Genomic DNA, 19,818 nt, shown 5'->3' with positions numbered 1-19,818 from the left:
TCTCTTATCCTTTCTCACTTTATGATTGCAGACTCTACTGTTCCTGCATCGCTGACATAAACATCGGAATCAGCTGCTTCTTTCTGGATACAACACCTTTCAAGACATGATAATCGCCTTCTTTATGAACATGGTATGCTTTTTCTACTAAGTCATCTGCCTTTTCACCCGCACAGATAAGATAAGTTGTCTCTTCAATAATATTTGTCAGCATCACAAATACCATCTCGATTTTTCGTTCTACCAGAACGTCCCGCAAATATGGCAGTAATTTGTCACGCACCTGCTCCAGTTCTTCCTGGGTCATGGCACTGAGCTGACCGACACCAAACTCCACACCATCCTGGCTGAAAGTTTTGAAATCCTGATAGAAAATTTCTTCCGGTGTTTTGCTTCCGAAATCACTGCCGGCCTGGAACATTGCTTTTGCGTGCTCCTCGATATTGATATCAGCGATCTGTGCCAGTTCTTCTGCAACAGCCTTATCAAGCGGTGTGCAGGTCGGAGAACGGTACATCAGTGTGTCAGACAGAATTGCCGAACAGAGTAATCCTGCTACTTTTTTATCAATGGCAACCTTCTGCTCCTGATACATCTGATAGATGATTGTTGCTGTACATCCCAGTGGCTGATTCCGGAAAAATACCGGGGACATCGTCTCAAGACTTCCAATCCGGTGGTGATCAATGATCTCCAGAATATCCGCTCCACTAATGCCGTCTACTGCCTGTGTCTTTTCATTATGATCCACCAGAATCAACTGTTTTTTCTTCATATTCAACAGGTTTCGTCTGGAAATCATGCCGATGTATTTGCCATCCTCGTCCAGTACCGGAAAATCACGATGTTTTTCCTTGGACATAATCTCGCGTACCTCGTCAATATACTCTTCTGTTTCAAAAGTGACCAACTGTTCCCGGCGCATAAAGAATTTGATTGGCATGCTCTGGTTGATCAGACGGGCTGCTGTATAAGTATCGTAATCCGTTGTGATCAGTACGCAATGCTTCTCCTCTGCCATTTTTACAATCGTTTTCGGAACCTGTGGGCTTCCGGCGATCACAATACAGCTTGCATTGGACTCCAGTGCACAGATCTGAGCATCATAACGGTTTCCCATGATAACCAGATCATCATCCTCCAGAAACTGTTCCATGGTTTCCGGATTTGCAGAGCCAACCACTACTTTTCCTTTCATAAAGTATGCATGCTCATTGCCACACAGCATAGTTCCGTCCAGTGTATCCACAATATTCTGATACTGTGTCTTGGCACGGGACAAAATACTGTTATCATATACATCCATATAAGAAGTTGCAATATCACCTGTAATGATCAGACCCTCAAGATTATTCTCCTTATCCGTCACCGGAAGCGTTACAACATTCTGCTCCTTCATCATTTCCCAGGCACGTTTCAGAGAAATTTTGCCGCTGACACCCGGGGTCTTCCGAATCTCGATATCCTTTACCTGTGCCCCAACGTCTGTGATCAATCCAGGCGATTTTACCCCAAATGTATCCAGCACATATTTTGTCTCTTCATTCAGTTCACCGGCACGTTTTGCCTCGTATCGATTCCCGTCCGCCTGATTTTTCAGATTTGCATAAGCGATGGCAGCACAGATAGAATCTGTATCCGGATTCTTATGTCCTACCACCCAGACTTTCTTTTTTTCGTTTATACTCATATCTGATTTTTTACTCCTGTACCCTTTATTGCTTAACGTGTAAGTACCCAGCAACATACGTCACTGGGTATTATATTATTTTACCACTTCAGTTTTTATTTGGCAACTATGGATTGTGCTTCCTGTGCAATTGTATTTCGACGGGTACGAACCATCATTGCGATTTTGAATAACATCGCATCTTCAAAAGTCCGTATATCCAGACCAAGTTTCTTTTCGATACGTTCCAGACGATACACCAGCGTATTGCGATGAATAAAGAGCTGTCTGGCCGTCTCAGATATGTTTAGATTGTTGTCAAACAGATGATTGATCGTCGCCAGAGTCTCCTCGTCCAGTTCCACCTCTGCGTGCTCTCCCAGTACTTCTTCCAGAAAAAGATCACAAAGTTCCGGGGACAGCTGTTGAATAATCCGTCCAAGACCAAGATGACGGTAATAAAACACCCGCTCTTCGTCATAAAATACCGTTCCAATCTGCAACGCCGTACATGCCTGCTGATACCGGCTACGGAAGTCCAAAAAACTCTCTGCCGGATCCGAATAGCCCACCCAGGCATTGATCATGGCCTCTGTCTGAAGATTATCTATAATGCAGCGTGCATATTGTTCTGCCTTCATCTCCATGCCTTGAACATTTTTGATCAGCACGACACAGTCCTCTTCCACATCCACCAGATAATCTACATTATACAAGACAAACAGATTCTTCAATGTTTCCATGACAATCTCATCCTGTTCTGTCGCCAGACGTATCACATATAACAAATACGATCCGCTTTTCAGTCGGACTTCCTGATTTTCTTCCCGTATCTGCCGTTCAGAATAATCGCCATGCAGCATGCGGCGCAGAAAATTAGTCTCATTTACCGGCTCTTGTGCAGACAGGTACAAATTTCGGATCTGGCAGGCTGCCATCCGTCCAATGACATAGGAAGAGTCCTCACTTCCATTTTTATTGACCAGTAAAATGTGTTCTGTTTTCTCATTAATCTCGATTTTCAGGAAAATCCAGTCCTGGATCGTCTGACTTTCTGCCATGGATTTTCCAAACTGTGTCACAAACTCCTGCATCTTCATATCCGGTTCGGGACAGGTCGACGCCAGAAGTTTTCCTTTTTTTGAAAAAAGGACGAAATCCATTCTGGATATTTCTTTCATTTCACGCAATGCCTGCGTCAGTTTTTTCCCGGATATATGTGCTTCCGCCACTGTTCTTACCTCCCAAATCAATTATTGACGTACAGGGAAGGAACACCCTATACAACAAAACTGGGTATGATACTCATACCCAGTCTTATATCTACACAACTGCCTCAATGTACATACAATTGTATTTCATCTCTTAGTGTGAAATAATCTGCTCTGTCTCTTTGTCGAAAATATGTCCTTTGTCGATATCGAAAGCAACTGTCACATCATCACCATAGCGGCATGGTGTAGTGGAATCAACTTTAGCAGTCATTGTGACACCATTGGTTGTGTAGTACAGTAATACTTCAGAACCAAGCAGCTCATATCCGGTACATTTTGCTTTAATCGTATATCCTGCATGTTTTTCAATATACTCAGAATAATCATCCATATCATCCGGACGAATACCAAATACAACCGTCTTTCCGTCATATCCACCATCTTTTAATGCCTTTGCTTTATTTGCAGGCATTACATAAGTTGCATCGCCATTTGTCAGAGTAACTTTGTCACCCTCAATTTTGCATACGCAATCCATGAAGTTCATCTGCGGAGAACCGATGAATCCTGCAACAAACAGGTTGTTCGGCTCATTATACAGTTTCTGCGGAGAATCTACCTGCATGATGACACCGTCTTTCATAACAACGATTCTTGTACCAAGTGTCATAGCCTCAGTCTGATCATGAGTTACATAGATGATAGTTGCACCAAGTCTCTGATGTAAGGAAGAAATCTCAGAACGCATCTGTACTCTTAATTTTGCATCCAAGTTGGAAAGCGGCTCATCCATCAGGAATACTTTCGGCTCTCGCACAATAGCACGTCCCATGGCAACACGCTGTCTCTGTCCACCGGAAAGAGCTTTTGGTTTACGATCCAGTAATTTCTCAAGATCAAGGATTCTTGCTGCGTTACGAACTTTTTTATCGATCTCGTCTTTCGGAACTTTTCTTAATTTTAACGCAAATGCCATATTATTATATACTGTCATATGAGGATATAATGCATAGTTCTGGAATACCATGGCAATATCTCTGTCTTTCGGTTCAACATCGTTCATTCTTTTACCGTCGATATCGAACTCACCTTCAGAAATTTCCTCCAGACCTGCGATCATACGAAGTGTTGTAGATTTACCACATCCAGATGGACCTACGAAGATGATAAATTCTTTATCTGCTACATCAAGGTTAAAATCCTTTACGGCCTCAAAACCGTTTGGATATCTCTTATAAACGTGTTTCAATGATAATTCTGCCATTTTTAATTACCCTCCATAAAATAATTCTCCACAAAACCACTGCTTTGCTTTATGTTGTTATTTTAACAAATTGTGTTTCTTTTGTCATCAGGTATTTTAACAAAATTACCATCAAAACCTTGTTATTTCTGCCAGTTTTTTGTATATATCTCATAATTTTTCAGCATTACGCCGATAGGTTTCCCATTTTTTTGACATTTTAACGAACTTGTTTGTAAAGTGGACATTCAACCGCAGATTATTGTTTTCCGGTACTGCCAAAGCCACCACGGTTACTGTTTCCCAGAGCATTTACCTCCTGGAACACTATCTGTGGCTGATTTTGCATAATTCGGAACTGACAGATTCTGTCATTAAGATTTACAACCGTATCACGGGTCGCATATACCGGCATCCGCCACATATCTTCATCGCCACAGTAAGAACCATCAATAATGCCGCAGCTGTTCACCTGCAACAGGCCATAGTTTTTAAATGTGGAACTGCGTGGAACCACATGTGCCTCATATCCCTTCGGCAACTCCATGGCAACGCCCAGCGGAATCAACTTAAATTCACCAGCCTTTAATTCTACGGTCTCGCTGGCTCGCAGATCAATCCAGTCAGATTTTCCGTCGATATACTCCAGTTTATCAATTCGATCCGTAAAATATTTAATTCGAATGTTTTCCATTTTATCTTCCTCCATTTATTGATAAGCACAATTCTGATTACGTAATTACGCTAAGAAGACCTGGTATCCTCTGTAAACACCAGGTCTCCTACTGCTTTTATGTATTTTATATCAATGATTTTATCATCTTAATCCTGATATAAATAACAATCAAATTCTTCTGTATTGTCATTCAAGGCACAAGCACCATAAAGATCTTCCAGTTCTTCCGGAACTGCTACAAGTACATCGATATAATTATTATCCATGGACTCCGTCTCCGGCTGACTGATAGTAAACAGTTTTTCCACCGGATAATAAGTGTCTGGATTACCATCCATATCTTCATCGGACCAGAAACTGATCAGATCAGCCGTCAGGTATGACAGATTATACGTTTCAGGCAGATTGTTTTTGATATTTATAGAAATCAGATAATACACATATCCGGGTTCTGCCGTAAGTGTGGAAAGCTGTTCCAGTTCTCCATCGGTAGCCTCTGTGAAATAATCATTCACATATTCCTCCCAGTCTACCTCGCTGAGCTCATCTCCCAGATAATCCGCCCATGCATAATCTACATAAATGCGGTTTTGATATTCCGGATCAATCACTTCCTCTGTCTGTTCGTAATCCTGATCACCAATCTCCCATCCATCATTGAAAATATCCTGTACATGAGAAAACAGAACCGCTGCTACTGCCGAAATACCGACGATCATACATATCACAATAACGAAAATTTTTACTCCCATATGCTCTCTGATTTTGCTGTTATCGGATCTGTCAGCTGACTTCCACCCAGTTTCACGTTTCTCTTCCTCATGTGCATAGGACTTCGGACTGTGCTTGTAAGTATTTTTGGGTTCCTGATACCAGTCATGCTGATGCGGATGGCTCCCGGTATCATATCTGTCATGCATGTTTTGTTCCATATCCTCCCGACTGTCCAACCGGTTATACCGCGCACACTTCGGGCAAATCCCGCTGTACTTGTCATAATCATACACTTTACCACATTTTCCGCATTGTATCAGCATTCTGTCATCCCCCAATCATATGTTCTGTTATCTGCTTTTCCCGGATATTTTTTCAGTAAAGCGGACATTCGCAATCCGCTTTTGCTACTTGCTCATGAACGCAGTAAAACACACGCTGCACGCTACCACAGAATATCCTCATGTTCTGCCTTTTTATCCCTCAGCATCAGCTCCATTACAGCATCTTTAGCCGGCTGATTTTCGAAAAGCACAGCATTCACCTGTTCAATAATCGGCATATTGATTTCATATTTTTTAGCGAGGGCAATGGCAGCTTTCGCTGAATAAACACCTTCCACGACCATTTTGACCTCATCCATTGCCTGCTGCATCGAATAGCCACGACCGATCAACATACCGGCTTTTCGGTTCCGGCTGTGACGGCTGGCACAGGTTACGATAAGATCACCGATGCCGGACAATCCGTTCAATGTCTCGGTATTTGCACCCATAGCAACGCCTAAGCGGCTGATTTCCTTGATTCCACGGGTAATCAGAGCTGCTTTTGTGTTATCACCATAGCCAAGTCCATCTGCCATTCCGGCTGCCAACGCAATAACATTTTTCAGGGAAGCCCCCAACTCTATCCCCAGCATGTCCGGACTTGTATAGACACGAAACACTTCGTTCATAAAGAACGTCTGGACCTGCTCAGCAGACTGTTTTGTATGTGCACCTGCCACCACAGTAGTCGGTAAACCACGGCCAACTTCCTCCGCATGACTCGGACCCGACATAACTGCTACATCTGCCTGCGGAATCTCCTGTTCCACAATCTCAGACTGAATCATCAGGGTACTTTCTTCAATACCCTTGGACACGATAACAATTAACTGCCCCTCTGTGATAAACTCGGCCAGATTGTGTGCTGTACTTCTGGTAAAGGGTGATGGTACTGCCAATACAACCATTTCTTTTCCCTCTGCCGCAGTCTTCAGGTCCGTGGTGAATGTCACTGTCTCCGGGATTCTTACGTCCGGAAGCTTATCTTTATGCTCATGCTCTCTGGTCAGCATTTCCACTTCTTCTTCCAAAATTGACCATACGGTTACCTGATGTCCATTATGGGCCAGAACTACTGCCAACGCTGTTCCCCAGCTTCCGGCACCGATTACACCTATTTCTGCCATTTTCTGCCTCCCTGTTATCCGTTTTTACTATATACCAGTGAACTTACCCATTGTCTAAATCCAATGGATTTCCTGCTTCACAGACCTTGTAACCTATTATCTCCACAGGCGTTTATTCGGGTAGTCCCTGCCCTATGATATGTTTTTTCTTATACTATCATTGTATAATACATACCTATTATCCGCAACTGTCATTATTTTTTCGCCGGGCGGAATTTATTCTCCGTTCCGGTTGCCAGACGTTTGATATTCGTCCGATGCTGCCAAAATGCCAGTGCTGTCAGAATACCGGTAAGCACATAGACTTCCGGCAAAAACTGTGTAGCAATCTTCAGCCACCCCATCTGCCCAAACACAATGGTCTGTACAAAAAATCCACTGAGGATTCCAAGGGAGCCCAAAGACATAAATCCCGTTGGTACCACAGATGCAAAAAAGAGAATTGCACAGATTGGAACCATTCTCCAGTCAAATGTAAAAATGATTCCCACACTGCTGGCAATACCTTTCCCACCTTTAAACTTCATATAAAATGGAAAATTATGTCCCAGAACCGCACCAAATCCCGCATACAGTTCCAGTAACTTCACCGTGTCCGGATAACGGTCTTTTGCCACAAACCAAATAATGGCCATAGCTGCAACTGCCTTTAGACAGTCACCGAGAAATACGATCACGCCGGCTTTCCACCCAAGGACACGCAGGGAATTTGTCGTACCGGTATTGCCGCTGCCCTTGGAACGGATATCCACATGATGGGCATTTCCATACAGAACTCCGGTAGGAAATAAACCAAACAGGTAGCCTAACAGAGCACTGATGATTCGAAATACTACCATTATTTATCTTCCTTTCTCTCACGGATGATAAATTTCAGAGCCGTTCCTTTGAACCCAAAAGTATCACGGATTCTGTTTTCCAGATATCTCGTATAAGAAAAATGCATCAGTTCTTTATCATTTACAAAAATGACAAATGTTGGCGGTTTTACTGCAACCTGTGTAATGTAATACAGTTTCAGACGTTTGCCTTTATCAGAAGGTGGCTGCTGCATTGCCACTGCTTCTGTCATAATCTCATTTAAGACGCCGGTAGCCACACGCATTGCATTGTTCTCCAGAACCATATCGATCATTTCAAACATTTTGTTCAGGCGCTGCCCCGTCTTAGCAGATATAAACATAATCTCCGCATAAGACATAAAACTTAAAATTTCACGGATCTTATTTGTATGTTTATAAATCGTCTTGTCATCTTTTTCAATGGCATCCCACTTATTTACTGCAATAATGATACCTTTTCCCCGCTCATGAGCAATGCCTGCGATCTTCGCATCCTGCTCAGTGACACCTTCTGTGGCATCGATAACAATAACAACCACATCTGCGCGCTCCACCGCTGTTACCGCACGAATGATGCTGTAACGTTCGATTTCTTCTTTGATTTTATTTTTGCGGCGCAGACCCGCAGTATCAATAAAAATATACTCTTTGCCATTATATTTCACTTCTGTATCAATGGCATCACGGGTTGTCCCTGCGATATCAGATACGATAACACGGGCTTCGCCTGCCAGCTTGTTGACCAATGAAGATTTTCCTACGTTTGGTTTTCCGATAATGGCTACCTTTGGTCTGGAATCTTCCTCTTCTTCTTGGGCAGACGCCGGAAAATGCTTTACAACCTCCTCCAGCATATCACCGATTCCAAGGCGTGATGCTGCAGAAATCGGAAGTGGATCACCGATTCCAAGATTATAAAACTCATAGACATCCGACATATATTTCTGGAAACTGTCCACTTTGTTCACTACCAGAACCACAGGTTTGTGCGAACGGCGCAGCATATCAGCTACTTTCGCATCCGCATCCACCAAACCCTGGTGTACATCTGTCATAAAAAGGATTACATCCGCAGTAGCAATGGCGATTTCTGCCTGTTCACGCATCTGTGAAAGGATTACATCCTTGCTGTCCGGCTCAATACCGCCAGTATCTACCATAGTAAAGGAATGGTTCAACCATTCCACATCTGCATAAATACGGTCTCTTGTGACACCCGGTGTATCCTTTACGATGGAAATACGTTCTCCTGCCAGGGCATTGAATAACGTAGACTTTCCTACATTCGGACGTCCCACAACCGCTACAACCGGTTTACTCATATTTTATACCTCGTCTCTTTTCGAATTCTGTTTAACCTCAAGTTACTTCTATAGATCTGTAAAGCGAACATTCGCAATCCGCTTTTACCACTTGCCCATGAACGCAGACGCTTTGTAGCCTGTCAATGCGAGTGCTCAACTCCTGCCGCATAAAGCATCCGCTTACCCATTGCTTCGTTACGTCACGCACCAGAAGCTGGGAAATGCTTATTCTACGTTCAGGTTATGACCAAGCAGTTCCTCATACAGACACTGCCCGTCTGATTTTACAATATGAATCGGCACTTGTAAAGCGTTTTCCAATTCTGACAATGTCACATCATCCAAAAATACTTCTTCTCCGCTGCGCAGCAGATTACATGGAAGCAACAATACATCCCCCAGTTCCTGGCCCATCAGCTGTGCCTTCAGATCCTGTCCTGTCAACAGTCCCGACACGGTAATCATCTCTCCAAAGAAATCATTTCGAATCTGATATACATTGACTTTGATATCCGGATGCAGGCAGATGAACTTTGCTGCCAGCTTCCGCATCAACGGTGCCGCTGATTTTCCGGTAGCAATGGATACAATACGGCGATACCCGGATGTTCCCTCAGCAGCCACCTGTTTTTTCTTTCTGCCAAACAGTTGAAAACCTTCGGTTCTGCCGGAGCGTTTTGACTGAAACAGGTCTTTTTCTCCCTCTTCCTGTTCCAGCTCCAGACAAGCATCAAACTCGCTCGCCAACAATGGAATCATGCCCACACCATTTTCCAGCTGAATATATCCATCATAATTTTCTTCCGGTGGAAACGGTTCTTCTGCCAGCAGATACCATTCATCCGATGCCTGTACAAAATGTGTACCGTGTTTTTCATAGCATATTTTCTGCCATTTATGAATCATCTCCAGTACTTTTTTTGCATCCTCCTTTGTAAACGGCTCCAACGGATACAAACCATCCCGGAATTTTGTCAGTCCCACAGGTACCACAGAAAGACTTTCCATGTAGGGTAGATAGTCTGCCAGCTCCCGGATACTTCGTTCCAGCTCTGCACCGTCATTGACCCCTTTGCAAAGCACGATCTGGCCGTTCATCTCAATCCCTGCCTCATAAAAACGGCGAATTTTGTCCAGTGCTTCTCCGGCAAAACGGTTATGCAGCATCTTGCAACGCAACTCCGGATTCATTGCATGCACAGATACGTTGATCGGTGCCAGTTTATAAGTGATTATACGCTCCACATCTTCATCCTTCATATTGGTCAGGGTTACATAATTTCCCTGTAAAAAAGATAGTCTGGAATCGTCGTCTTTAAAATATAATGTCTCCCTCATATTAGGCGGCATCTGATCTATAAAACAGAAAATACATTTATTATAACAGGATTTATAATCATCCATCAGACCATTTTCAAATACAATACCCGGATCTTCATAATAATCTTTCTCTATTTCAAGTTCCCACTCTTCACCATCCGGTTTCCGGATCAACAGGTTCAATGTCACGTCATTGATCAGAAAATGATAATCAAACACATCCTGAATCGGCTTTCCGTTGACAGTCAGCAATACATCCCCGGCTTCAATTCCCATCTCATCCGCAATGCTGCCCGGTTCGACACTGTCGATCTTATGTTCTTTTTTCTTCATTCATTTCATCCTTTCATTCTGTACCATTGTAACCAATTTGTGATATAACATCAACCTTTTTTTCCAGCCCCTCCACTCCTGAAGACAGTAAAAGAGGCATGCCGCCGAAGCGGCATACCTCTTATTATCATTCGAAATATTTACAAATCAGACTGAGATGAAATTCTTACTCTTCTGTTCCGTAAAGTTTTACGAGTTTGTTCAGGTAAGCGTATCTTGCCTTTGCATTTTCTTCAGATTTCTCAAAGAGACGATCTGCTTTCTCCGGATCCTGTCTTACAAGAGCATTGTAACGAACCTCTCCATTCAGGAATGCTTTGTAATCTCCGCTTGGAGCTTTGCTGTCAAGAGTGAATGCATTCTTGCCTTCAGCAGCCAGAGCCGGATTGTAACGGAAGTTATTCCAGTAACCTACTGCTACTGCATTCTTCTCCTCTGTCTGAGCTTTGCTCATACCAATCTTGATACCATGGTTGATACATGGAGCATAAGCAATGATCAGAGACGGTCCCGGATATGCTTCAGCCTCAGCGATTGCTTTCACGCACTGATTCATATCAGCACCCATTGCGATCTGTGCTACATACACATAACCATAGCTCATTGCGATGGAAGCAAGGTCTTTCTTCTTAACATCTTTACCACCTGCTGCGAACTGAGCAATTGCACCGATGTTTGTAGATTTGGAAGACTGTCCACCTGTATTGGAATATACCTCAGTATCAAATACCATTACGTTGATATCTTTGCCACTTGCAAGGATATGATCTACGCCACCGAATCCGATATCGTAAGCCCATCCGTCACCACCGAATACCCACTGGGATTTCTTTCCAAGGAAGTCTTTCTGAGCAAGGATTTCCTGAGCTTTGTCACAACCGCATGCCTCTAACGCTTTGATGAGCTTGTCAGTAGCAGGTCCGTTTGTAACGCCGCATCCGTAAGTATCTAACCATTCCTGGCCGGCAGCTTTTACATCTTCGTTAGTTCCGTTAGCAACAACATCTTCTACTTTCTCTTTTAATGCACCTCTTAATGCATTGTTTGCGAGAAGCATACCATAACCAAACTCTGCAGCATCCTCGAACAGGGAGTTTGACCAAGCCGGTCCTTTTCCTTCCGGAGTTACTGTGTATGGTGTGGACGGTGAAGAGTTACCCCAGATAGAGGAACATCCTGTTGCGTTTGCAATGTACATTCTGTCACCGAATAACTGAGTGATCAGTTTTGCGTACGGTGTCTCACCACATCCAGCACAAGCGCCTGAGAACTCAAGCAGCGGCTGTTTGAACTGAGATCCTTTTACGGAATTTTCTTTGAATTTAGCAATAACTTCTGCTTTGTCCGGAACAGATACACCATAATCGAAGTAAGCCTGCTCTGCCTCATTAGCTTCGAAGTTCTGCATTGTGATTGCCTGAATCTTATCCGGGCAAACGTTTACACAGGAACCACATCCGGTACAATCGTATGCGGAAATTGTGATAGCGAATTTGTATCCCGGCATTCCTGTCATATCTTTGTACTGCATTCCTTCCGGAGCTGCAGCTGCCTCAGCCTCTGTCATAGCAACCGGACGGATTGCTGCGTGCGGGCAGACATAAGAACACTGGTTACACTGGATGCATTTATTTACATCCCATACCGGAACGTCTACTGCCACACCACGTTTCTCATAAGCGGATGTACCAGAAGGTGTGGAACCATCTACATAATCCTTGAATGCAGATACCGGTAATGTATTACCCATCTGAGCATTGATCTTCTTCTGAATGTTGTTTACGAAATCAACTGCATCCTGACGTGCGCCTGTTACTGCAGCACCTGTAAGGCTCTCTTCACCTGCTGTTTTCCAGCTTTCAGGAACTTCGATTTTAACAACGTGCTTAGCACCGGCATCAATTGCATCGTAGTTCATCTGTACGATCTTATCACCTTTTTTACCATAAGTAGCTTTTGCAGCTGCTTTCATCAGTTCGTTTGCTTTGTCAGCCGGAATGATGTTGGAAAGTGCAAAGAATGCAGACTGAAGTACTGTATTGATACGTCCGCCAAGTCCGATTTCTTTACCGATCTTGATACCGTCAATTGTATAGAACTTAATATCGTTCTCTGCAATATAACGTTTTACCTGTCCCGGAAGATGCTCTTCCAGTCCTGCCATATCCCATGAGCAGTTCAGAAGGAATGTTCCACCCGGAACCAGATCCTGAACCATGTTATATTTGTGGATATAAGCCGGGCAATGGCATGCTACAAAGTTTGCTTTGTTGATCAGATATGTGGAACGGATCGGATCTTTACCAAAACGTAAGTGGGAAATGGTTACACCACCTGATTTTTTGGAATCATAATCAAAGTAAGCCTGAGCATACATATCAGTATTATCACCGATGATCTTGATGGAGTTCTTGTTAGCACCTACGGTACCATCTGCTCCAAGTCCCCAGAACTTGCAGTTGATTGTTGTAGCCGGAGTTGTAACCGGATGCTCTGTAACTTCCAGAGAAAGATTTGTAACATCATCAACGATACCGATTGTGAATTTTTCTTTTTCTGTATTGTTATAAACAGCGATGATCTGTCCAGGTGTTGTATCTTTGGAACCAAGTCCGTAACGTCCTGTAAAGATCGGAACTGCATCGAATTTTGTATTCTTTAATGCAGCAACTACATCAAGGTAAAGTGGCTCACCCATAGCTCCCGGCTCTTTTGTTCTATCAAGAACGATCAGCTGTTTTACAGAATCCGGAATAGTATTAACCAGAGCTTCTGCTGAGAATGGTCTGTACAGACGTACTTTTACAAGACCTACTTTCTCGCCTTTTGCCATCAGATAATCAATTGTCTCATCGATTGTCTCACATACAGATCCCATAGCGATGATAACTTTCTCAGCATCTTCTGCACCATAGTAGTTGAATAATTTATAGTTTGTACCAAGTTTTTCATTAACTTTGTCCATGTATTCCTGAACAATTGCAGGCATATCATCATAAGTCTGGTTGCATGCCTCTCTTGCCTGGAAGAAGATATCCGGATTCTGTGCGGAACCCATCTGACATGGATGATTTGGATTTAATGCATTCTGGCGATATGCGTTGATTGCATCAAGATCTACCATATCTTTCAGATCTTCATAATCCCATGTCTCGATTTTCTGAATCTCATGAGATGTACGGAAACCATCGAAGAAGTTGATGAACGGAAGTCTTCCTTTGATTGCTGAGCAATGAGCAACCGGTGTCAGATCCATTACTTCCTGAACGCTGGACTCACAAAGCATTGCGCAGCCAGTCTGGCGACAGGCATAAACATCAGAATGATCACCGAAGATACATAATGCATGGCTTGCAAGTGTACGTGCAGATACGTTGAATACACCTGGTAATCTCTCACCAGCGATTTTATAAAGGTTTGGAATCATCAGGAGAAGACCCTGAGATGCTGTATAAGTAGTTGTCAGAGCACCTGCTGCCAGAGAACCGTGTACAGTACCGGCTGCACCAGCCTCGGACTGCATCTCTGTTACTTTTACAGTCTGACCGAAAATATTTTTTCTTCCCTGTGTTGCCCACTCATCTGTAGCTTCTGCCATTACAGATGACGGAGTGATCGGATAGATAGCCGCAACATCTGTATATGCATATGATGCATGAGCTGCTGCATGGTTACCATCCATGGTTTTCATAGAACGTTTCATTTCCATTCCTCCTAAATTCTTTTGATTTAGTTTTGTTAATTAGTTAACAATGCTTTACCCTTATCTTACAATATTTTCACAAAAAAGCAACATCAGTATATCCCAAAATTGTATATATTTCAATACAATTTTGTTTTTTTCTGCGTTCATCTTTGTGGCAACGTTACAAATCCCCGAAAACTTCCCCGAGAACTTCCAACGTGATAACCGTATTGTAACCTACTTTTCTGTTGAAAACAAGAACCTTGAGCGTATAATATTGCATACAATCTCATCACTCAACTTATTCATGTCTATCTTGAATTTTATTCATTTAAAATCATAAACCGTCATACCCAAGCATAAAGTTTCTATTTTAGAAACATCAGTAAAGCGGACATTCGCAATCCGTTTTCGCTACTTGCTCATGAACGCAGTCGCTTTGCCCCCGCAAAAAATGCAGCCACACCCCCAAAAAATTTTCTAAATGTTTTCTGTGATGCAAAAATCATTCTTCTGCGCATGTTTTCCTTGCTTTTATATATAATCTTGTGTACAATACCAGAGGTAAATTATTAGAAATAAAACACATATATAATAAAGAAGTTAAGGAGAAGAATTTATGATCAGTGCAAATAATGTAACATTACGAATCGGTAAAAAGGCGTTGTTTGAAGATGTAAATATTAAATTTACAGAAGGCAACTGCTACGGTCTGATTGGTGCCAATGGTGCCGGCAAATCCACATTTCTGAAGATTTTAAGTGGACAGTTGGAGCCAACAAACGGCGATATCTCCATCACCGCCGGCCAACGACTTTCCTTCTTGCAGCAGGATCACTTCAAGTACGATGCCTACACCGTTCTTGATACTGTTATCATGGGAAACAAACGTCTCTATGAGATCATGAAAGAAAAAGATGCCATCTACATGAAAGAAGATTTCACAGATGAAGATGGTATCCGTGCCAGTGAACTTGAGGCGGAATTTGCCGATATGGATGGCTGGAATGCAGAATCTGATGCCGCTACCATGCTGAACGGTCTTGGAATTGACACTGAATTCCACTACGCTACCATGGGAGATCTGCCAGGTCCGCTGAAAGTTAAAGTCCTGCTTGCACAGGCATTATTCGGAAATCCGGATATCCTGCTGCTGGATGAGCCGACAAACAACCTTGATCTTGATGCTATCGCATGGCTGGAAGAATTCCTGATCAACTTTGAAAATACTGTCATTGTCGTATCTCATGACCGTTATTTTTTAAACAAAGTTTGTACTCATATCGCTGATATTGACTACGCAAAAATCCAGCTTTATGCCGGAAACTATGACTTCTGGTATGAATCCAGCCAGTTAATGGTAAAACAGATGAAAGAAGCGAACAAAAAGAAAGAGGAGAAAATCAAGGAATTACAGGAGTTCATCTCCCGTTTCTCTGCAAATGCTTCCAAATCCAAACAGGCTACTTCCAGAAAAAAAGCACTGGAGAAAATCCAGCTGGATGAGATCAAACCGTCCAGCCGCAAATACCCATACATTGACTTCCGCCCATCCCGCGAAATTGGTAATGAAGTGCTTCTTGTAGAAGGATTAAGTAAAACCATCGACGGTGTTAAAATTCTGGATAACGTATCCTTTATCGTAAACCGCGAAGATAAAATCGCATTTGTCGGAAGCAATGAGCTTGCAAAAACTACTTTATTTAAAATTATAACAGGCGAAATGGAACCGGATGAAGGTACTTACAAGTGGGGTGTTACCACAAGCCAGTCCTATTTCCCGAAAGACAATACCAAAATTTTTGATACAGATCTTATCATTGTAGATTGGCTGACACAGTTCTCCGAGATCAAAGACGCTACTTATGTCCGCGGATTTCTTGGCCGTATGCTCTTTCCTGGCGAGGACGGTGTTAAAAAGATGCGTGTACTCTCCGGTGGTGAAAAAGTACGTGTACTCTTCTCCCGCATGATGATCGAAGCATCCAATGTACTGATTCTGGATGAGCCGACCGACCACCTGGATATGGAATCCATCACCGCTCTGAACAACGGTCTGATCAAATTCCCGGGTGTACTGCTCTTCGCTTCCCGCGATCACCAGATTGTACAGACAACCGCAAACCGCATCATTGAATTTATGCCAAACGGCTCAATCATTGACAAAATCACCACATACGATGAATATCTGGAAAGTGATGAGATGGCAAGAAAACGTTCTGTATATACAATGGCATCTTCGGATGAAGAAGATAACTAAATCCTTGTTTCTTGAACACACGGATTGCTTCGTGCTTTACACTCCCACAATCCTCTCAAAATAAGAAGGGGCTGAATTCATATTGTTTCCGATACTTACAATATGAGTTCAGACCCTTTTGTCATTCTGTAATAACAAAAATACCCCTATATTCTGTATGATCTATAGCGCGAATATCCTTGCTGTATAAAAACTTTTTTCATTTTTTTCTTGACTTTAGTATGGTAAATTGGTAACATGGTAGCATGTTTTAAGAAAGATTTATCAGAGGAGAGAGAAAAGAAGATGAAAAAGAAATTATTAGCACTCGTTCTTGCTGCGGGTATGGTCGCTTCCATGGCTGCATGTGGCAATACAAACAGCAGCGGATCTGCTTCCGCAGGCAACAGCAAAGATACCTCTGCAACAGCAGAAAGCACAGACAGCGATCTTGCTTATGTTAAAGACAAAGGTACTTTGGTGGTAGGTATCACAGATTTCGAGCCAATGGATTATCAGGATGAAAACGGAAACTGGATTGGATTTGATGCTGACCTTGCATCTGCTTTTGCCGAAAGTCTTGGCGTAGATGTTGAGTTTGTAGAAATCGACTGGGACAACAAAATCCTTGAATTAGATGGAAAAACCATCGACTGTGTATGGAATGGCATGACACTGACAGATGAAGTAACAAGTTCCATGTCCTGTACAACCGCTTATTGTAACAATGCACAGGTAGTTGTTGTTCCGTCTGACGTAGCTGATAAATATCAGGACAAAGACAGCTTAAAAGATCTCACTTTTGCTGTTGAATCCGGAAGTGCCGGCGAAGCACAGGCTCAGGAACTTGGCTTAAACTACACTGCTGTTACTGCTCAGTCAGATGCACTGATGGAAGTTGCTGCAGGCACATCCGATGCTGCTATCATCGATTCCCTGATGGCTGCCGCAATGGTTGGCGAAGGCACCGGTTATTCCAACCTGACTTACACCATTGGATTAAATGATGAAGAATACGGTGTCGGTTTCAGAAAAGGTTCTGATCTGGCTGCGGAATTAAATAACTTCTTCAAATCCAGCTATGCTGACGGATCCATGGAGCAGATTGCTGAAAAATATGGTGTACAGGCTGCAGTTGTTGAGCAGAAATAATCCTGTGATCACACAACATAGCCATTTGCTTATGTTGCTTATTCATAACCAAATAACCGCTATCCGGTCTTATCTGGTTATATCCTTGTTTTATTGAAAGATATTTGTTTGTTGAGTAATATTTGTTTGTTGAGAGATATTTGTTTGTTGAGATTTGTAAAATAAATAGTGATTTTTAATTAAAAACAGAGAGCGGAGTTTCCGCTCTTTGTTGTGCATAAAAATGTACCGTTCACACGTTTTTTCACGTAGGCATACGCATGAATTCAATGCATATGATGCGTGAGCTGTGACAAAAATATTTAGAGAAAGCAGGAACTATCATGGATTTTTCACAACAGCTGCCGATTGTCATTCATTCCTTAAATATCGGCTTTTTACAGACATTACGACTTTTTGTCATTACCCTGATTGGCGCATGTCCTCTGGGTCTTGCAATCTGTTTCGGTTCCATGTCCCGCATCAAACCAGTCAGTGCTTTTTTTAAACTTCTGATCTGGGTTGTCCGCGGTACCCCTCTGATGATCCAGTTACTGATCATCTACTTTTTCCCGGGACTGGTATTACATAACCCAATCTGGGGCGGCGGCGAAACCGGACGTTTCCTCGCAGCATCCGTTTCCTTCATTTTGAACTATGCCTGCTACTTTTCCGAAATCTACCGCGGTGGTATTCAAAGTGTACCGGTAGGTCAGGAAGAAGCCGGATTGGTTCTGGGCATGACCAAATCCCAGATTTTCTTCCGTGTAAAATTATTACAGATGGTAAAAAGAATCATTCCACCAATGTCAAACGAAATCCTGACACTGGTAAAGGACACTTCTCTCGCACGCATCATTGCACTGCAGGAGATCATCTGGGCAGGACAGGCCTTTATGAAAGGTTCTCAGGGTATTTCCGGACAGATCTGGCCACTGTTCTTCACCGCCATCTACTACCTTATTTTCAACGGTATTCTGACAGTGGTACTTGGAAAATTAGAAAAGAAACTGGATTATTTCAGATAAAAGGAGAAACTGATCATGAAAATTTTAGAAGCAGAACATTTATGCAAATCCTTTGGACAGACAAAGGTGCTGAAGGATATCAGCTTTTCTCTGGAAGAAAGCCAGGTACTGTCCATCATTGGTTCTTCCGGAAGTGGAAAAACCACGCTTCTGCGCTGCCTGAATTTCCTGGAACAGCCGGACAATGGTATGATCCGCGTCAAGGACAAAACTGTCTTTGATGCAGCAAATCCAACAACCATGCAGGAATCGGAAATCCGTAAAAACCGTCTGCATTTCGGACTTGTTTTTCAGTCCTTTAATCTTTTTCCTCAATATACAGCACTGAAAAATGTTATGCTCGCAAAGGAATTACTTGCCAAAGAGCGTCCGGACTATAAAGCACGAAAAAAAGAAATCCACGACGAAATTGAAGCACAGGCTGTCAGTCTTTTAAAGCAGATGGGACTTTCCGAACGGATCAACAACTACCCGCACCAACTCTCCGGTGGACAGTGTCAGCGTGTTGCAATCGCCCGCGCACTGGCCATGCAACCGGATATTCTCTGTTTTGATGAGCCAACTTCTGCCCTGGATCCGGAACTGACCGGCGAAGTACTGAAAGTCATCAAAGAATTAGCGGAAACCAAGACAACAATGGTCATAGTGACACATGAAATGGCCTTTGCCCGGGATGTGGCGGATCAGGTCATCTTCATGGATGATGGTTATATTCTTGAACAGGGTGATCCTTATCAGGTATTCGAACATCCAAAGGAAGAACGGACACGACAGTTTTTGTCCCGGTTCCACGACGGAGAGTAAAGCTTATTTGTCTTGTTGTTGGCTGAAATTTAATTTTTAATGCGAAAACGAAGCATCCTGTCGGAACGCTAGACGCTCACTACCCCTGACAGGATGCTTCGTTTTCGCTATTTACACAGTGAAATAATTAGCCATTCAAGTCGAACGCACGTGAGACTTGGTG

General features: G+C 42.9%; 14 protein-coding genes. 4 read left to right on the top strand and 10 right to left on the bottom strand.

Annotated features, from left to right (window positions below; translation table 11 throughout):
- Positions 1-34: 34 nt before the first annotated feature.
- From HMPREF0373_RS10770 to nifJ, 10 genes are all read right to left on the bottom strand, one after another.
- Entirely contained in the window at positions 35-1,690 is a 1,656-nt protein-coding gene (locus HMPREF0373_RS10770) for a putative manganese-dependent inorganic diphosphatase (RefSeq protein WP_044964016.1), read from the bottom strand.
- A 95-nt stretch (positions 1,691-1,785) separates the two neighbouring features.
- Positions 1,786-2,901 (bottom strand): PucR family transcriptional regulator, encoded by a 1,116-nt coding sequence (locus HMPREF0373_RS10765; protein WP_021739744.1) that lies wholly within the window; start codon positions 2,899-2,901, stop codon positions 1,786-1,788.
- Positions 2,902-3,034: 133 nt separating this feature from the next.
- Positions 3,035-4,147, bottom strand: a complete 1,113-nt coding sequence (locus tag HMPREF0373_RS10760) for an ABC transporter ATP-binding protein (RefSeq protein WP_021739743.1) — start codon at positions 4,145-4,147, stop codon at positions 3,035-3,037.
- Between the two features lie 238 nt (positions 4,148-4,385).
- On the bottom strand, positions 4,386-4,820 hold the full coding sequence (locus HMPREF0373_RS10755) for a dUTP diphosphatase (RefSeq protein WP_044964014.1): 435 nt from the start codon (positions 4,818-4,820) through the stop codon (positions 4,386-4,388).
- Positions 4,821-4,948: 128 nt separating this feature from the next.
- Positions 4,949-5,839 carry a hypothetical protein gene (locus HMPREF0373_RS10750; RefSeq protein ID WP_021739741.1) on the bottom strand — a complete coding sequence of 297 codons (891 nt, stop codon included), beginning with the start codon at positions 5,837-5,839 and terminating at the stop codon, positions 4,949-4,951.
- A 122-nt stretch (positions 5,840-5,961) separates the two neighbouring features.
- On the bottom strand, positions 5,962-6,969 hold the full coding sequence (locus tag HMPREF0373_RS10745; protein ID WP_021739740.1) for an NAD(P)H-dependent glycerol-3-phosphate dehydrogenase: 1,008 nt from the start codon (positions 6,967-6,969) through the stop codon (positions 5,962-5,964).
- 194 nt (positions 6,970-7,163) lie between these two features.
- Entirely contained in the window at positions 7,164-7,808 is a 645-nt protein-coding gene (gene plsY / locus HMPREF0373_RS10740; protein WP_021739739.1) for a glycerol-3-phosphate 1-O-acyltransferase PlsY, read from the bottom strand.
- The gene (gene der / locus HMPREF0373_RS10735) at positions 7,808-9,133 is read right to left on the bottom strand and encodes a ribosome biogenesis GTPase Der (RefSeq protein WP_021739738.1); all 1,326 of its coding nucleotides are present in this window, start codon (positions 9,131-9,133) and stop codon (positions 7,808-7,810) included. Before der ends, plsY begins: the two co-directional genes overlap by 1 nt.
- A gap of 207 nt (positions 9,134-9,340) precedes the next feature.
- On the bottom strand, positions 9,341-10,768 hold the full coding sequence (locus HMPREF0373_RS10730; RefSeq protein WP_021739737.1) for a DUF512 domain-containing protein: 1,428 nt from the start codon (positions 10,766-10,768) through the stop codon (positions 9,341-9,343).
- A gap of 166 nt (positions 10,769-10,934) precedes the next feature.
- Entirely contained in the window at positions 10,935-14,471 is a 3,537-nt protein-coding gene (nifJ, locus tag HMPREF0373_RS10725; RefSeq protein WP_044964012.1) for a pyruvate:ferredoxin (flavodoxin) oxidoreductase, read from the bottom strand.
- 601 nt (positions 14,472-15,072) lie between these two features.
- On the opposite strand from nifJ, the gene HMPREF0373_RS10720 reads away from it, so the two are divergent.
- From HMPREF0373_RS10720 to HMPREF0373_RS10705, 4 genes are all read left to right on the top strand, one after another.
- A complete protein-coding gene (locus HMPREF0373_RS10720) occupies positions 15,073-16,713 on the top strand; it encodes an ABC-F family ATP-binding cassette domain-containing protein (RefSeq protein ID WP_021739734.1) in 1,641 nt (546 codons plus the stop codon).
- 285 nt (positions 16,714-16,998) lie between these two features.
- Positions 16,999-17,844, top strand: coding sequence for a transporter substrate-binding domain-containing protein (locus HMPREF0373_RS10715; RefSeq protein ID WP_022036435.1), 846 nt, complete (start codon positions 16,999-17,001; stop codon positions 17,842-17,844).
- Positions 17,845-18,167: 323 nt separating this feature from the next.
- Positions 18,168-18,851, top strand: coding sequence for an amino acid ABC transporter permease (locus HMPREF0373_RS10710; RefSeq protein ID WP_021739732.1), 684 nt, complete (start codon positions 18,168-18,170; stop codon positions 18,849-18,851).
- A gap of 15 nt (positions 18,852-18,866) precedes the next feature.
- Entirely contained in the window at positions 18,867-19,655 is a 789-nt protein-coding gene (locus tag HMPREF0373_RS10705; RefSeq protein WP_021739731.1) for an amino acid ABC transporter ATP-binding protein, read from the top strand.
- Positions 19,656-19,818 lie beyond the last annotated feature (163 nt).

The sequence above is a fragment of the Eubacterium ramulus ATCC 29099 genome, assembly GCF_000469345.1.
Taxonomy (GTDB): domain Bacteria; phylum Bacillota; class Clostridia; order Lachnospirales; family Lachnospiraceae; genus Eubacterium_I; species Eubacterium_I ramulus.
The sequence above is the reverse complement of the archived record's forward strand: the minus strand, read 5'-3'. Positions and strand labels throughout refer to the sequence as shown.

What these genes read in the sequence shown, in the direction of transcription:
- HMPREF0373_RS10770 (WP_044964016.1), bottom strand. Translation starts at nt 1,690, where the DNA reads ATGAGTATAAACGAAAAAAAGAAAGTCTGGGTGGTAGGACATAAGAAT.
- HMPREF0373_RS10760 (WP_021739743.1), bottom strand. Translation starts at nt 4,147, where the DNA reads ATGGCAGAATTATCATTGAAACACGTTTATAAGAGATATCCAAACGGT.
- HMPREF0373_RS10755 (WP_044964014.1), bottom strand. Translation starts at nt 4,820, where the DNA reads ATGGAAAACATTCGAATTAAATATTTTACGGATCGAATTGATAAACTG.
- HMPREF0373_RS10750 (WP_021739741.1), bottom strand. Translation starts at nt 5,839, where the DNA reads ATGCTGATACAATGCGGAAAATGTGGTAAAGTGTATGATTATGACAAG.
- HMPREF0373_RS10745 (WP_021739740.1), bottom strand. Translation starts at nt 6,969, where the DNA reads ATGGCAGAAATAGGTGTAATCGGTGCCGGAAGCTGGGGAACAGCGTTG.
- plsY (WP_021739739.1), bottom strand. Translation starts at nt 7,808, where the DNA reads ATGGTAGTATTTCGAATCATCAGTGCTCTGTTAGGCTACCTGTTTGGT.
- der (WP_021739738.1), bottom strand. Translation starts at nt 9,133, where the DNA reads ATGAGTAAACCGGTTGTAGCGGTTGTGGGACGTCCGAATGTAGGAAAG.
- HMPREF0373_RS10730 (WP_021739737.1), bottom strand. Translation starts at nt 10,768, where the DNA reads ATGAAGAAAAAAGAACATAAGATCGACAGTGTCGAACCGGGCAGCATT.
- nifJ (WP_044964012.1), bottom strand. Translation starts at nt 14,471, where the DNA reads ATGAAACGTTCTATGAAAACCATGGATGGTAACCATGCAGCAGCTCAT.
- HMPREF0373_RS10720 (WP_021739734.1), top strand. Translation starts at nt 15,073, where the DNA reads ATGATCAGTGCAAATAATGTAACATTACGAATCGGTAAAAAGGCGTTG.
- HMPREF0373_RS10715 (WP_022036435.1), top strand. Translation starts at nt 16,999, where the DNA reads ATGAAAAAGAAATTATTAGCACTCGTTCTTGCTGCGGGTATGGTCGCT.
- HMPREF0373_RS10710 (WP_021739732.1), top strand. Translation starts at nt 18,168, where the DNA reads ATGGATTTTTCACAACAGCTGCCGATTGTCATTCATTCCTTAAATATC.
- HMPREF0373_RS10705 (WP_021739731.1), top strand. Translation starts at nt 18,867, where the DNA reads ATGAAAATTTTAGAAGCAGAACATTTATGCAAATCCTTTGGACAGACA.